This is a genomic window from Pseudomonas sp. PK-RTE-24, assembly GCF_054052265.1.
In genome coordinates, this window is the sequence record NZ_CM133224.1 from 864,259 (window position 1) to 878,638 (window position 14,380).

General features: G+C 60.7%; 12 protein-coding genes. 5 read left to right on the forward strand and 7 right to left on the reverse strand.

What is annotated here, in order from left to right:
- Window positions 1-3: 3 nt before the first annotated feature.
- The 4 genes from ACV8MC_RS03860 to amaB all read right to left on the reverse strand — a co-directional run bounded on the left by ACV8MC_RS03860 (window position 4) and on the right by amaB (window position 5,633).
- Window positions 4-918, reverse strand: coding sequence for an ABC transporter permease subunit (locus ACV8MC_RS03860; RefSeq protein WP_041480712.1), 915 nt, complete (start codon window positions 916-918; stop codon window positions 4-6).
- A 241-nt stretch (window positions 919-1,159) separates the two neighbouring features.
- The gene (locus tag ACV8MC_RS03865) at window positions 1,160-2,293 is read right to left on the reverse strand and encodes an ABC transporter substrate-binding protein (protein ID WP_041480713.1); all 1,134 of its coding nucleotides are present in this window, start codon (window positions 2,291-2,293) and stop codon (window positions 1,160-1,162) included.
- Between the two features lie 368 nt (window positions 2,294-2,661).
- Window positions 2,662-3,945 carry an L-pipecolate oxidase gene (gene amaA, locus ACV8MC_RS03870; protein ID WP_457264521.1) on the reverse strand — a complete coding sequence of 428 codons (1,284 nt, stop codon included), beginning with the start codon at window positions 3,943-3,945 and terminating at the stop codon, window positions 2,662-2,664.
- Window positions 3,946-4,142: 197 nt separating this feature from the next.
- Complete coding sequence (amaB, locus tag ACV8MC_RS03875) at window positions 4,143-5,633, reverse strand: L-piperidine-6-carboxylate dehydrogenase (RefSeq protein WP_130910615.1); 1,491 nt, start codon at window positions 5,631-5,633, stop codon at window positions 4,143-4,145.
- A gap of 164 nt (window positions 5,634-5,797) precedes the next feature.
- Here amaB and ACV8MC_RS03880 point away from each other — a divergent pair, with 164 nt between their 5' ends.
- The 3 genes from ACV8MC_RS03880 to nadE all read left to right on the forward strand — a co-directional run bounded on the left by ACV8MC_RS03880 (window position 5,798) and on the right by nadE (window position 8,967).
- On the forward strand, window positions 5,798-6,697 hold the full coding sequence (locus tag ACV8MC_RS03880; protein WP_041480716.1) for a LysR family transcriptional regulator: 900 nt from the start codon (window positions 5,798-5,800) through the stop codon (window positions 6,695-6,697).
- Between the two features lie 214 nt (window positions 6,698-6,911).
- Window positions 6,912-8,135 (forward strand): nicotinate phosphoribosyltransferase, encoded by a 1,224-nt coding sequence (gene pncB / locus ACV8MC_RS03885; RefSeq protein WP_056787585.1) that lies wholly within the window; start codon window positions 6,912-6,914, stop codon window positions 8,133-8,135.
- A 4-nt stretch (window positions 8,136-8,139) separates the two neighbouring features.
- Window positions 8,140-8,967, forward strand: a complete 828-nt coding sequence (gene nadE, locus ACV8MC_RS03890; protein WP_056787583.1) for an ammonia-dependent NAD(+) synthetase — start codon at window positions 8,140-8,142, stop codon at window positions 8,965-8,967.
- A gap of 167 nt (window positions 8,968-9,134) precedes the next feature.
- On the opposite strand, the gene azu is transcribed toward nadE, so the two are convergent.
- On the reverse strand, window positions 9,135-9,581 hold the full coding sequence (gene azu, locus ACV8MC_RS03895; RefSeq protein WP_252879339.1) for an azurin: 447 nt from the start codon (window positions 9,579-9,581) through the stop codon (window positions 9,135-9,137).
- A 342-nt stretch (window positions 9,582-9,923) separates the two neighbouring features.
- Here azu and ACV8MC_RS03900 point away from each other — a divergent pair, with 342 nt between their 5' ends.
- Together ACV8MC_RS03900 and ACV8MC_RS03905 are read left to right on the forward strand one after the other, a co-directional pair.
- A complete protein-coding gene (locus ACV8MC_RS03900; RefSeq protein ID WP_024011379.1) occupies window positions 9,924-10,511 on the forward strand; it encodes an LOG family protein in 588 nt (195 codons plus the stop codon).
- A 68-nt stretch (window positions 10,512-10,579) separates the two neighbouring features.
- Entirely contained in the window at window positions 10,580-10,768 is a 189-nt protein-coding gene (locus tag ACV8MC_RS03905) for a hypothetical protein (protein WP_016771927.1), read from the forward strand.
- A 209-nt stretch (window positions 10,769-10,977) separates the two neighbouring features.
- On the opposite strand, the gene ACV8MC_RS03910 is transcribed toward ACV8MC_RS03905, so the two are convergent.
- Together ACV8MC_RS03910 and ACV8MC_RS03915 are read right to left on the reverse strand one after the other, a co-directional pair.
- Complete coding sequence (locus ACV8MC_RS03910) at window positions 10,978-11,868, reverse strand: transglutaminase family protein (RefSeq protein WP_110602754.1); 891 nt, start codon at window positions 11,866-11,868, stop codon at window positions 10,978-10,980.
- Window positions 11,868-14,354, reverse strand: coding sequence for a circularly permuted type 2 ATP-grasp protein (locus tag ACV8MC_RS03915; protein WP_150741657.1), 2,487 nt, complete (start codon window positions 14,352-14,354; stop codon window positions 11,868-11,870). The genes ACV8MC_RS03910 and ACV8MC_RS03915 overlap by 1 nt, the downstream gene beginning before the upstream one ends.
- Window positions 14,355-14,380 lie beyond the last annotated feature (26 nt).

Genomic DNA, 14,380 nt, shown 5'->3' on the forward strand with positions numbered 1-14,380 from the left:
CGCTTACACCTTCGACACAAGAGGACGGCCCAACAGGCCCTGCGGCCGGAAGACCAGTACGAGGACGAGCAGCGAGAAACTGAACACGTCTTTGTAGTCGGAGTTGACCAGACCGGAGAACAGCGACTCGGAGATGCCGAGGATGATCCCGCCGAGCATCGCGCCGGGCAGTGAACCGATGCCGCCCAGAACCGCTGCGGTGAACGCCTTGATGCCGATGATGAAGCCGGCATAGAAGTCGAACGTGCCGTAGTTCATTGTGATCAGCACACCGGCCAGTGCCGCCATGGCTGCACCGATGATGAACACGTAGGAAATCACCCGGTCGGTGTTGATCCCCAGGATCGAGGCCATCTTGCGGTCTTGCTGGGTCGCACGGCACATGCGGCCGAGCTTGGTGTATTTGATGATGTAGGTCAGCAGCCCCATGCCGACAAACGCGGCGATCAGTATGAAGACTTTGGTGTAGGTCAGTTGCACGAAGCCGGTGCCGACTTCAACACGCCAGGCACCGGTCAGCAGCGTAGGCACGCCCTGTTGTTTGGCGCCCTGAGCGATCTGTGCGTAGTTCTGCAAAATCAGCGAAATACCGATAGCGCTGATCAGCGGCGCCAGGCGGGTCGAGTTACGCAGGGGTTTGTAGGCAACACGCTCGATGACCCAGCCATATACCGCCGTGACGACGATGGTGAAGATCAGCGTGCCGAGCATCAGCAGCGGGAAGGATTCGATACCGAAGTAAGCCAGCAGAGCCAGACTGATTGCCGCCAGGTAAGCGGAAATCATGTAAACCTCGCCGTGGGCGAAGTTGATCATGCCGATGATGCCGTAGACCATTGTGTAGCCGATGGCGATCAGGCCATAGACCGACCCGAGGGTCAGGCCATTGACCAGTTGCTGCAGGAAAATACCATCCATAACGCAATCTCACGCAGTGAGAACCTGCGCGCCCATGACGCGCGGTTCTTCTAGGAAAAATACAGATGTACGTCGGAGCAATGTCGGAGCGTGATCAGCCCGATCGCCACTGAATCCTGTGGGAGCTGGCTTGCCAGCGATAGCGGTGGATCAGCCAACTCGTGTGTCGATTGACCTGACGCCATCGCGGGCAAGCCCGCTCCCACAGGGTTTCAAGTGAGCCGAGTGATCGCTTCAGCCCTTACTTCTGCTTTTCCAGCTGGTGGTATTTGCCGTCCTTGTCCCACTGGTAAACCACGTAGTCGGAGACTTTCAGGTCGCCTTTGGCGTCCCAGGTCTTCTCGCCCATCACGGTTTTCACCGGGTTGGCCTTCAGCCACTTGGCAGCGGCTTCGCCGTCGTTTTTCTTCGCGCCATTGAACGCTGCCGCCAGGGTCTGAACCGAGGCGTAGGCGTACAGGGTGTAGCCTTCAGGCTCGGTGCCGGCCTTGCGGAACGCGTCCACTACGGTCTTGCTTTCCGGCAACAGGCGCGGGTCGGCGCCGAAAGTCATCAGTACGCCATCGGTGAATTGCGGGCCGCCAGCGGTGGTCACCAGTTCGTCGGTCACGATACCGTCGTCGGACATGAACTTGACGTCTTTCAGACCTTGTTCACGCAGCTGACGAACCAGCGGACCGGCTTCCGGGTGCAGGCCGCCGAAATAGACGACATCGGCGCCGGCGCCACGGATCTTGGTGACGATGGTGCTGAAGTCTTTCTCGCCACGGGTCAGGCCTTCGTACAGCACAGGCTTGACGCCGCGTTTTTCCAGCTGAGCCTTGGTGGCGTCAGCCAGGCCTTGGCCGTAGGTGTCCTTGTCGTGCAGCACAACGACTTTCTTGCCCTTGAGCATGTCGACGATGTAGTCGCCGGCAACGATGCCTTGCTGGTCGTCACGTCCGCACATACGGAACATGGCGCTGAGGCCGCGTTCGGTCACTTGCGGGTTGGTCGAGCCCGGAGTGATCGCGATGATCCCGGCTTCGTCGTAGATTTCCGACGCTGGAATGGTCGAAGAGGAGCAGAAGTGACCGACCACGCCGGCGACTTTCTGGTTGGTGAGGTCCTTGGCGACCGTCACTGCCTGCTTCGGTTCGCAGGCGTCGTCGCCTTTGACCAGGACGATTTTTTCCCCGTTGACGCCACCCGCCGCGTTGACCGCATCGGCCGCCGCCTGTGCACCCTTCATGTACTGCTCGCCGAATGCCGCGTTGGCACCGGTCATAGGACCCGCTACACCGATCTTGATATCAGCTTGAGCAAACGCAGAAACACCCAGCGCAGTAGCGACTGCGAGGGCCAGAAAGCCTTTCTTGTAAAACGTCTGGGACATGAGGTGGTGCTCCAAGGTTTTTTTTAGTTGGCACTGCGACTTCACTTCACTCAAAGCTCAGAGCAAGGCCCGTGCCATCGGTTTTTTATTCTTCAAAAAGTCGCTGCATTGTTGTTATTTCGACTGTTTCGGTCCCATTTTCATTGGGCGTGCAACCGTCTAAACCGCGGAAGGTGAAACCATTTGTTTTTTCAGGCGCAACCCGCACGCGCCATCATTGCAACCGCAGCGACAAATGACGTGCAACCAGCCTGTAACAGCCCGCGTCACCGAACTGCACACTGCTGGTGCGGGACTGCTACAACCCGCACCATTACAGGCTAGTCGCTGGATGCAAAAGCGCCGCTTGCGGCAACAAATTTCAACACTCAAATAACGATGCGCAGGCACTGGCCCGCGTGATACAGGGAAAACCCGGCCTCGTACAGGCAACTGCGCAAGCCCACACCGGCCAGGGGCTGCATGGGTGCGAAGGGAATCGGCAGTGCCTGCGGATCGCCGTTGCACAGGTAATCGGCGAAGGCTTTGCCGACGACCGTGCCGGTGGTGACGCCGCGACCGTTATAACCGGTGACGGCCACCAGTCCCGGCGCCGGCTCGAACAGGCGCATCAGGTGATCGGGGGTAAACGCAATGCGCCCGGTCCAGGTGCACTGCCACTCGACCGGCTTCAGATTGGGGAAGTAATGCTGCTGCACCCGATCAGCCCAGGCCTTGAGAAACCAGGTCGGTTTCTGGTTGCCATTGCCGAGGCTGCCGAGCAACAGGCGCCCGTCCTTGTCGCGACGGATGCTGCTCAATACCTGACGGGTGTCCCACGAGCCCTGCCCGCCCGGGAGAATTTCTTGCGCAGCGTCTTCGGTAAGTGGCACCGAGGCGACCTGGTAGTAATAGCCGGGAAAGAAATTGCGCTTGAGCTCGGTCCAGTCGCCTTCGGTATAGGCATTGGAGGCGATGACCACTTGTTCAGCGAGTACCGAACCTTGGGCGGTTTGCACCGACCAGTTCTGCCCGATGCGCTCGAGGCGAGCCACTGGCGAATGATCGAACATCTGCCCGCCGAGCCCGCGCACGGCATTGGCCAGCCCGGTGACATAGGCCATCGGATTGAGCGTGCCGGCGCGGCGATCGAGCAAAGCCGCGGCGATCTTTTGCGTGCCAGTGGCTAGCTCGCAAGCCTTGCCGGTCAGCAGTTCGACCGGCGCGCCACGACGTTTCCACTGCTGCTCGCGACTGCGCAGATCCGCCTCGCCCTTGGCGTTATGCGCCATGTGCAAAGTGCCTTCGCGGCGCAATTGGCAATCGATAGCGTATTTATCCACAAGGCTGAACACCAGCGCCGGCGCCGCACCGAGCATGCGGTTGAGCTGACTGCCGACCGCCTCGCCGAACCCCGCTTCGATCTCGTCCGGAGGAATCCACATGCCGGCGTTGACCAGCCCGACATTGCGCCCGGAGCCACCGTGCCCTGCGCGATGCGCTTCCAGCACGCAGACGCTTTTGCCTTTTTCCAACAGATGCAGCGCCGCTGACAACCCGGTGAACCCGGCGCCGATCACACAGACATCGACCTTGACCTCGCCCTTGAGCGCGGTGTTATCCGGGCGTTGTGGCGTGAGCGTTTCCCACAGACATTCTTCGCGTAACGGCATTGCCAGACTCCAACAGAAACCCAACAAACACACAAACCTGAGTGAGCCCCCTGTGGCGAGGGGATTTAGCGAAACGTCGCACCGCCCCGCTGGGTCGCGGAGCGGCCCCAAAATTTCAAAAGCGACGACTGCTTCGCAGCCGAACGGGGATAAATCCCCTCGCCACAGTGCTCACTCCTACAGAGGATCTCCACCTGTCAGTCGAATGTAATGCCCTGCGCCAACGGCAATTCCAGCGAGTAGTTGACGGTATTGGTCTGCCGCCGCATGTACGCGCGCCAGGCATCGGAGCCGGACTCACGGCCGCCGCCGGTTTCTTTCTCGCCACCAAAGGCGCCGCCGATTTCCGCGCCGCTCGGGCCGATGTTGACGTTGGCGATGCCGCAGTCACTGCCGACCGCCGACATGAACCGCTCGGCCTCACGCACATCGGTGGTGAAAATGCACGATGACAGGCCTTGCGGCACGGCATTGTTCAGGCGCAGCGCTTCCTCGAAATCGCTGTAGCCGACCACGTAGAGAATCGGCGCAAAGGTTTCGCTGCAGACCACATCGCTCTGCTCGGGCATTTCCACGATGGCCGGCGACACGTAATAAGCATTGGGGAATTGCTCTTCCAGTTGGCGCTTGCCACCGAACACCCGGCCGCCTTCGCTCAGCGCCTGTTCCAGCGCATCCTGCATGTTTTCGAAGCTGTGCTTGTCGATCAGCGGGCCGACCAGATTGCCTTGCAGCGGATGGCCGATGCGTACTTTCGAATAGGCAGCCTTGAGGCGGGTGACGATTTCTTCCTTGACCGATTCATGAGCGATCAGACGGCGCAAGGTGGTGCAGCGTTGCCCGGCGGTGCCGACGGCGCTGAACAGAATCGCGCGCACTGCCATGTCCAGATCGGCGCTCGGGCCGAGGATCATCGCGTTGTTGCCGCCCAGTTCGAGAATGCTGCGGGCGAAACGCGCGGCGACTTTCGGCGCCACTTCGCGGCCCATGCGCGTGCTGCCGGTGGCGCTGATCAGCGCAACACGCGGATCATCGACCAGCGCTTCGCCGGCATCGCGACCGCCGATCACCACCTGGCACAGGCTCGCCGGGGCATCGCTGAAATTCTTCACTACGCGATCAAACAGCGCCTGACAGGCCAGCGCGGTCAGCGGGGTTTTCTCTGATGGCTTCCACACCACCGGGTTGCCGCAGACCAGCGCCAGGGTGGTGTTCCACGCCCACACTGCGACCGGGAAGTTGAACGCGCTGATGACGCCGACCACGCCGAGCGGATGCCAGGTTTCACGCATATGGTGGCCCGGGCGCTCGGAGGCGATGGTCAGACCGTACAACTGGCGCGACAGGCCAACGGCGAAGTCGCAGATGTCGATCATCTCCTGTACTTCACCCAGGCCTTCCTGAGTGATCTTGCCAGCCTCCCACGACACCAGCTCGCCGAGATCGGCCTTGTACTCGCGCAACACTTCGCCGAACTGACGCACCAGCTCACCGCGACGCGGTGCCGGCACCTTGCGCCAGTGCTCGAATGCATGATCTGCGCGACTGATGTGCTGCTCGACTTCGGCAGCGCCCTCCCAGTTCACCGAGGCAATTTCACTGCCATCGATGGGCGAATGCACCGGCACCTTGCCGTTCTGGTACAGGGCCGGGTTGACTCCCAGACGATCAAGCAATGCGGCTACCATCGGTCTCTCCTCAAGCAAAAACAGAATGTGTGCGGCCATCCTTTGCATGGCCGGGCAGGCCTTTAGTTGTAGCCTCACTGCGGCGATGCAACAAACGACCTTTACGCCAGATATCATTCCGTTTATTCATGCTGCCTAGCGAAAGACAAGAAAAAGGACTGGCCATGCTGAACAGACGCCACTTGCCCTCGATCACCGCGCTGCAATGCTTCGAGGCCGTGACCCGACACCTGAGTTTTACCCGCGCCGCCGAAGAGCTGAACCTGACGCAGAGTGCGGTGAGCAAACAGGTCGCACAGCTTGAAGAACTGTTGCAGCATTTGTTGTTCCGCCGCGTGCGTCGGCGCTTGCAGATGACACCGGCCGGGGATTTGTATCTGGTCGAGGTCAGAAAAATCCTCAGCCAAGTGGAGATGTCGACGCATTACCTGCGCTCCTACGGCGGCGAAACCGAAGTCTTGCGTGTCTCCACCCCGTCGACCTTCGGCGCCCGTTGGCTGGTGCCGCGCCTGAAAGGCTGGCGCCTGCGCCATCCGTCGATTCATCTGGATCTGTGCAACGAGCAGGAAGCCGATGATCTGTTGCAGGGGCGCAGCGATCTGGCTTTCTACTTCGGCCAGGCATCGCGACCGGGCACCGAATGCCTGAAATTGTTCGGCGAACAACTGGTGCCGGTGTGCGCCCCGGGCAGCCTGCCGGACACGCCATTCACTGACCCGACGCAACTCACCGACCTGGTGCTGCTGCAAAATGCCTCGCGACCGCAAGCCTGGCACGACTGGTTCGACAGTCAGGGCTACCACACCGAACACAGCTACCACGGGCCGCGTTTCGAAACCTTTTACATGTGCATCCGCGCCGCCCAGGTCGGCTGTGGCGTGGCGCTGCTGCCGCGGTTTCTGGTGGAAGAGGAATTGGCCGAAGGCAAACTGGTCATACCCTGGCAGCATGCGATGCCCAGCAGCGATGCCTATTACCTGGCCTACCCGGAGCACGCGGCGGAAGTGCCGAAGGTGCGGGATTTTGTGAAATGGATGCTTGAACAAATCGATAGCCCGGTGTGAGGTCAACCGGGATCCCTGTGGGAGCGAGCCTGCTCGCGAAAGCGTCGGGTCAGCCACATCATCTTTAACTGACACACCGCCTTCGCGAGCAGGCTCGCTCCCACAGTGGATCTGCGGCGCTCTGAAAAAATGCTGGCAATCCCCACCGCCGATATGCGCCACTAGCGCCATCGATATAGACCGCGCCAGGCGCGGCGCAACTGGAGACCCGTTTATGAGCGAGAGTGTGTTTGCCGATCGCATCGTGCAGAACCTGCTCGACACCGACTTCTACAAGCTGACGATGATGCAGGCGGTGCTGCACAACTACCCCAACGTCGAAGTCGAATGGGAGTTCCGCTGCCGCAACGCCGAGGATCTGCGTCCGTATCTGGCCGAGATCCGCCACCAGATCGAGCGTCTGGCCGAGCTGAGCCTGAGTGCCGATCAGTTGAGTTTCCTTGAGCGCATCAGTTTTCTGAAACCAGATTTTCTGCGCTTCCTCGGCCTGTTCCGCTTCAACCTGCGCTACCTGCACACCGGCATCGAAAACGGCGAGTTGTTTATCCGCCTGCGCGGACCCTGGCTGCACGTAATCCTCTACGAAGTGCCGCTGCTGGCGATCGTCAGTGAAGTGCGCAATCGCTATCGCTACCGGGAGACTTCGCTGGAGCAGGCACGCGAACAGCTGTATCGCAAGTTCGACTGGCTGACCGCCAATGCTTCGGCCGATGAGCTGTCGCAATTGCAGGTTGCCGATTTCGGCACGCGTCGACGCTTTTCCTTTGGCGTGCAGGCCGAAGTGGTCAACGTGCTCAAGCATGATTTTCCCGGGCGTTTCGTCGGTACCAGCAACGTGCATCTGTCCCGCGAGCTGGACATGAAACCGCTGGGCACCATGGCCCACGAGTGGATCATGGCCCATCAGCAACTCGGCCCGCGCCTGATCGACAGCCAGATCGCCGCGCTCGATTGCTGGGTTCGCGAGTACCGTGGCCTGCTCGGCATTGCCCTCACCGATTGCATCACCACCGATGCGTTTCTTGGCGATTTCGATCTGTTCTTCGCCAAACTCTTCGATGGCCTGCGCCACGATTCCGGGGACCCGGTGGCGTGGGGTGAAAAGTGCATCGCGCACTATCACAAGCTCGGCATCGACCCGATGAGCAAGACCCTGGTGTTTTCCGACAGTCTGACCCTGCCCAAATCGCTGGAGATTTTCCGCGCGCTGCACGGTCGCATCAATGTGAGCTTCGGCATCGGTACCAACCTCACTTGTGATATCCCGGGTGTCGAACCGATGAGCATCGTGCTTAAAATGACCGCCTGCAACGGCCAGCCGGTGGCGAAGATCTCCGACGAGCCTGGCAAGACCCACTGCAAAGATCCGAATTTCGTCGCCTATTTGCGACATGTGTTCAAGGTTCCTGCCGAATCCAGTCTATCTAACAAGGAGTGAATTCATGCAAGCCGTACAGCGTGAGATTGCTGAGCAGCTCAAGGTGCAACCACCGTTCGCCGACGATCAGGCCCTGCAGGCCGAAGTCGCCCGGCGCCTGACGTTCATCCAGGAATGTCTGGTCAATTCCGGGCTCAAGACCCTGGTGCTGGGCATCAGCGGCGGCGTCGACTCACTGACCGCCGGCCTCCTGGCCCAGCGCGCGGTACGTGAACTGCGCGAAAAAACCGGCGACGACCGCTACAAATTCATCGCCGTGCGCCTGCCGTATGAAACCCAGTTCGACGAGCACGACGCCAAGGCCTCGCTCGACTGCATCGCCCCTGACGAAATCCACACCGTGAACATCGGCCCGGCGGTCAAGGCGCTGGCAGCTCAGGTGTCGGCGTTCGAAGGCAAACCGGCGGCGTCGGTGGACTTCGTGCTGGGTAATACCAAGGCGCGGATGCGCATGGTGGCGCAGTACACGATTGCCGGAGTGGCGGGCGGTCTGGTGATTGGCACCGACCATGCGGCAGAAGCGGTGATGGGCTTCTTCACCAAATTCGGCGACGGCGCCTGCGACCTCGCCCCGCTCAGCGGCTTGGTGAAAAATCAGGTGCGTGCGATTGCCCGCAGCTTTGGCGCGCCGGAATCGCTGGTCGAAAAAGTCCCGACCGCCGACCTCGAAGATCTTTCGCCAGGCAAACCGGACGAAGCGGCGCATGGCGTGACCTATGCCGAGATCGATGCGTTTCTGCACGGTGAAGCGGTGCGGGACGAGGCGGCGAAGATCATTGTCGACACGTACAACAAGACTCATCACAAGCGCGTGATGCCGTTTGCGCCTTGAGGTATGGAAATGCCTGCACGAGCCTGTAGGAGCCTGTAGGAGCTGACGAGTGCAACGAGGCTGCGATCTTTTGATCTTGCTTTGAAGATCAAGATCAAGAGATCGCAGCCTTCGGCAGCTCCTACACAAAAAAAGCGTCCCGGGGGGACGCTTTTTTTGTGCCTGGTTTATTTGACGACGATAGTGCCTTTCATCATCGAGATATGGCCAGGGAACGAGCAGAAGAAGCCGTATTTTTCAGCGGCATCCAGCTTCGATACATCAAAGGTCACCGAATCGGTTTCCTTGGCGCCGATGATCTTGGTGTGGGCGATGATGCGTGCGTCGCCGTCTTTCAGGTAGTTCTTGTCGATGCCAGCGGCGAGCCCGTCGGTGGCGATTGGCTGCATGTCAGCTTCTTTGCTGATCACCAGGTTATGGCCCATGACGTTCTTCGGCAGGCTGCCGGAGTGGGTCAGTTCGACGGTGAAGGTCTTGCAGCTCTTGTCGATCACGATTTCCTTGGTGTTGAAGGTCATCTGATCGGTGGAATCAACGGTGGTTTTGCACTCGGCAGCCATCAATTGGCTGCTGGCCAGCGCCAGCAGGGATACCGCAACAACTTTGGAAAACATGGTGAATCTCCAAGGCAGGGTTAACAAAAACACTAGTGGTGGAAAGACTGCCTGAAATCATCGCAAGTTCATATGACTTGAGTCAAAAATTGTATACAACTTTCAGGCTATGGCACCCATCGACACAATCTAACGGCCATCTCGTACGGCCAGCCCTATGATCGGCCCACCTACTGAAACGGAGTGCCAGTCATGTTCTTTAACGGTCTGTTGTGCAGCTTGCTCGCCGCCTACGCCTGTGGCGCCAGCGGTACTTTTGAATCACCTGAACGCGAAGTCTAGTCCTTGGAGCGCAGCGTGCCAGCCGTTACCCTGTGCGCCTGATCGACTCAGGAGTAACGCATGTCGCTGAAATCCGTTTGTGTGTTTTGCGGTGCCAACGCCGGTACCGTACCGGCCTACACTGAAGCTGCCGTGGCCCTTGGCCGGGCATTGGCCGAGCGAAATCTGACGCTGGTCTACGGCGGTGGTGCCGTCGGTTTGATGGGCATTGTGGCTGATGCCGCGCTGGCCGCTGGCGGCGAAGTGATCGGCATCATTCCGCAAAGCCTGATGGACAAGGAGATCGGCCACAAAAGCCTGACGCGCCTGGAAGTGGTAGACGGCATGCATGCGCGCAAGGCGCGGATGGCCGAACTCAGCGATGCATTCATCGCCCTGCCCGGCGGCCTCGGCACGCTGGAAGAGCTGTTCGAAGTCTGGACCTGGGGCCAGCTCGGCTACCACGGCAAGCCTTTGGGGCTGCTGGAAGTGAACGGTTTCTACAGCAAACTCACGGCTTTTCTCGATCATATCGTCGGCGAAGGCTTCGTTCGCGCGCCACACCGTGACATGCTGCAAGTGAGCGAATCGCCAGATTCCCTGCTCGACGCCCTCGATCAGTGGCAGCCGACCGTCACGCCCAAGTGGGTCGACCAAAAACCCGGTTAACCCCCGGACACCGATACAGGGCAGAATACGCGCCGCTCAACCTCACCTTCGACCCCAGAGGATCGCCCATGGCCAAACCCAATTACTCCTTCGCCAAACGTCAACGAGACCTGGCAAAGGAACAGAAGAAAGAGGAAAAGCTTCAGCGCAAGAAGCAAACCGCTGAAGAAGCGGCACTGAACCCTGACGGTGAAGTGGCGACCGATGATGATGTTGATGCATCCGATGCACCGAAAGATCAGACGCCCGACGCCTGAGCCCCACCGGGTTTGATGATCGAATCAGACCCTGCGGATTTGTGACGGGGCTGACAGTTCTGCTGCCGGCCCTCACAGCCCTGCTTTCCTTGAAACACCAAAATCCCCTGTGGGAGCGAGCCTGCTCGCGAATGCGATATATCTGTTACAAATCTATTGGCTGACCTGACGCTTTCGCGAGCAGGCTCGCTCCCACATTTGAAGACTCATCAATTCTGAGGCATCACCGTAACCCGCACTTCCGGGTCGTGATTACCGCCACCGAGAATCACGCCACGCAGCGGCGACACATCGGAGAAATCCCTTCCCCACGCCAACGTGATGTGTTCCAGCGCCGGCCGCACATTGTTGGTCGGATCGAAATCCACCCAGCCCGATACCGGACAGAACACCGATACCCACGCATGCGAGGCGTCGGCGCCGATCAGGCGTGGCTGCCCCGGCGGCGGCTGGGTCAGCAGGTAGCCGCTGACATAACGCGCCGCCAGACCGCGCGAGCGCACACAGGCCAGCATCAGATGAGCGAAGTCCTGACAGACCCCGCGTCGACGCTCCAGCACCTCCACCAGCGGCGTCGCCACCTGGGTGGCTTCGGCATCGAAGGTGAATTCGCTGAAGATCTTCTGCATCAGCGCCTGCACGCCGAGCAGCAACGGTCGCCCTGGCGGAAAACAGCTTTGCGAGAACTCGACGAAGCTGCGCTTCAAGTGCACATAAGGTGACTGGAACCGGTAGCGACAGGCTTCGAGCAAGTCGGCGGACAACGGCTGACTGCTGTAGGTCAGCGCATCGCGGGTCTGCTCCCACGCCGGCGACTGATTGAAATCCAGCGCCGGGCGCGCCAGCACTTCGACCGTCAGCCGGGCGTTGACCTGCAATTGGTCATGGGGCCGTTCAAAGGCCAACCGCGTCAACGGATTGCCAAACACGTCCAGTTCGTCACGGCGCATGGTCGGTTCGGGGCTGATCAGCAACTGCTGCTCGGTGCAGCGCTGCCAGCTGCATTCGCGCGGCCACAGATGCGCCAGTTGCTGTGCGAGGGAAACCGGGCTGTCGTAGTGATAACAGGTGTCGTGGAAGATCTGATATTGAGCGCTCATCACACGGACACCGTTCGCTGGCTGACATCATCGACATGGGCGAAATGGCGCAGGGCCAGACGATCCGATACCTGGCCGCTGGCTTCGGCGATTTCCTGCAACAGATCGGCCAGACCATCCAGCGCGGCACGTACGCTGGATTTGCCGAACAGCGGGTTCTCCAGACAACCGAGATCAAACCGCGACAGACGTTCGACCAACTGTGGCAGCGCAGTTTCGCGAGGTGCGCCGAAGTCGTCGTTCAAGCGTTTCAGCGTGCGGGTAACCAGTTTCAGCTGAAACAGCACCGCGTGGGGGTTCTGCTCATCCAGCAACAGCAGATCGAGCACCGGAATCAGTTGCGCCACCGCCAGATAGCGCGAGCGATAGGTGATGCTGCTGTTACCCAACTCCAGCAACCACTCAAGCCCCGCCTGATCGAACGCACCCGCGCCGCGCAGAAACGCCGCCAGACTGCTGCTGAGAAATTGCAGGCGTTCGATGCGCCGGCCGATCATCAGAAAGCGCCAGCCTTCGTCACGGGTCATGTCATCCAGCGCAAACCCCGACAGCGCCGCCAGCGACATCACCAGACGGTTGAGGAAATCCAGCAGTTCGCCAAAGTCCGGTTCATCGACTTCCAGCTCCAGCGCCTCGCGCTGCAATTCGACCAGCGCCTGCCAGTTCTCCCGGGACAGCTTGCCGCGCACTTGCGACGCAGCCCACTGCAAGCGCTGCAAGTTGGAACGCAGGCTGAACGACCAGTCCTCGCCCAGCAGCGCAGCGAGCAGGCGCTCCGGCAGTTCGCCCTCATCCGGCAACAGCGCCAGCCGCTCGCCGAGATCGACCGCTGCTTGCAGCGCCTGCGGATCATCGCCATCGACGTAACGCGTGAGCATGATGCGCAGCAGCCGCGCGCTGTCGTCACAGCGCTCGCAGTAGCGGCCGAACCAGAACAGATTTTCCACCACCCGCGACGGCAGGTACGGATCGCGCCGTACCAGATCGTGCACGCCGACATTGCGCTGCGCCTTCCACTGCTCGCCGCTCGGTGCACGGTCGCTGAGCACCCAGGTGTCCTTGCTCGCCCCGCCGCGCTGCATCGACACCACTTCGGCATCAGCCTCGGCCGCCACTCGGGTCAGACCGCCCGGCAACACGCGGTAGCCGTCGTGGCTGGCCACCGCATACATGCGCATGCCGATCGCGCGGGGTTGCAGATGACCGTCTTCGGCTTGCCACACCGGCGCCTGCGACAGTTGCGCAAGCTCTTGCGCGACGTAGGCATAAGGCCGTGCCTGCATACGCTGCGCCAGCTCGAGGCGCTGGCTTTCACTCAAATCACGGCCGAAAACAGGCGCGAAGCTCTGCGACGGGAACGCCGGTTTGATCAACAGCTCCGGGAGTTTTTCCAGCGCTTGCGCCAGCACCGGCGCTTCACCGCACCACCAGGTGGCGATCGAGGGCAGGATCAGTTCTTCGCCGAACAGGAACTGATTGATCTTCGGCAGAAACCCCAGCAGGCCCGGCGATTCCAGCACGCCGCTGCCGAGCGCATTGGCCACCAGCACCCGCCCCTGCCGCACCGCCTCAAGCAGACCGGGGACGCCGAGCGCCGAGTCGGTACGCAGTTCCAGCGGGTCGCAGAAATCATCATCGAGGCGGCGCATGATCGCGTGCACCCGGCGCAGGCCGCTGAGGGTTTTCAGGTAAACGGTGGCATTGCGCACCGTCAGATCGCCGCCCTCGACCAGCGGATAGCCGAGCTGACGCGCCAGATACAGGTGCTCGAAATAACTTTCATTGAACCGCCCCGGTGTCAGCAGCACCACAAGCGGTGCGTCATCGCCCTCCGGTGCCTGACGGGCCAAAGTTTCCTGCAAGGTGCGGAAAAAACCGGCCAGATGCTGGACCTTAAGATCCCGGTACAAATCGGGAAAGGCGCGGGAGACGATGGTGCGGTTTTCCAGCGCATAGCCGGCCCCGGACGGCGCCTGGGTGCGATCGGCGGTGACCCACCAGCGACCATCCGGCGTGCGCGCCAGATCCACGGCATACAAATGCAAAAAGGCTGACTCGGGCGGGGCAATGCCCTGACAGGGCCAGAGAAAATTGTTGTGTCCGAATACCAGCTCGGCGGGCAGCAGGCCTTCGCTGATCAACCGCTGCGGACCGTACAGATCCGCCAGCACTGCATTGAGCAAGCGCGCACGCTGAGCGATGCCGGCGGACAATTGCTGCCACTCATCTGCCGCGATCACATGGGGCAGCAGATCCAGCTCCCACGGCCGGTCAGCGCCCTTGGGATCGGCATAGACGTTGTAGGTAACGCCGTTTTCCTGAATCTGCCGCGCCAGCAAGGCCTGACGCTGCACCAGTTGCGCCGGACTGCTGCGCTGCAACTGATCGAACAGGCGCTGCCAATGCGAGCGCACCGCGCCGCTGCCGTCGAGCAGTTCGTGATAGGTGCCCGCGGTCAGCGGGTAGCGGTCTAGCAGGTCAGGCATGGAAAGCTCGGCAGACAGCAGGGAAC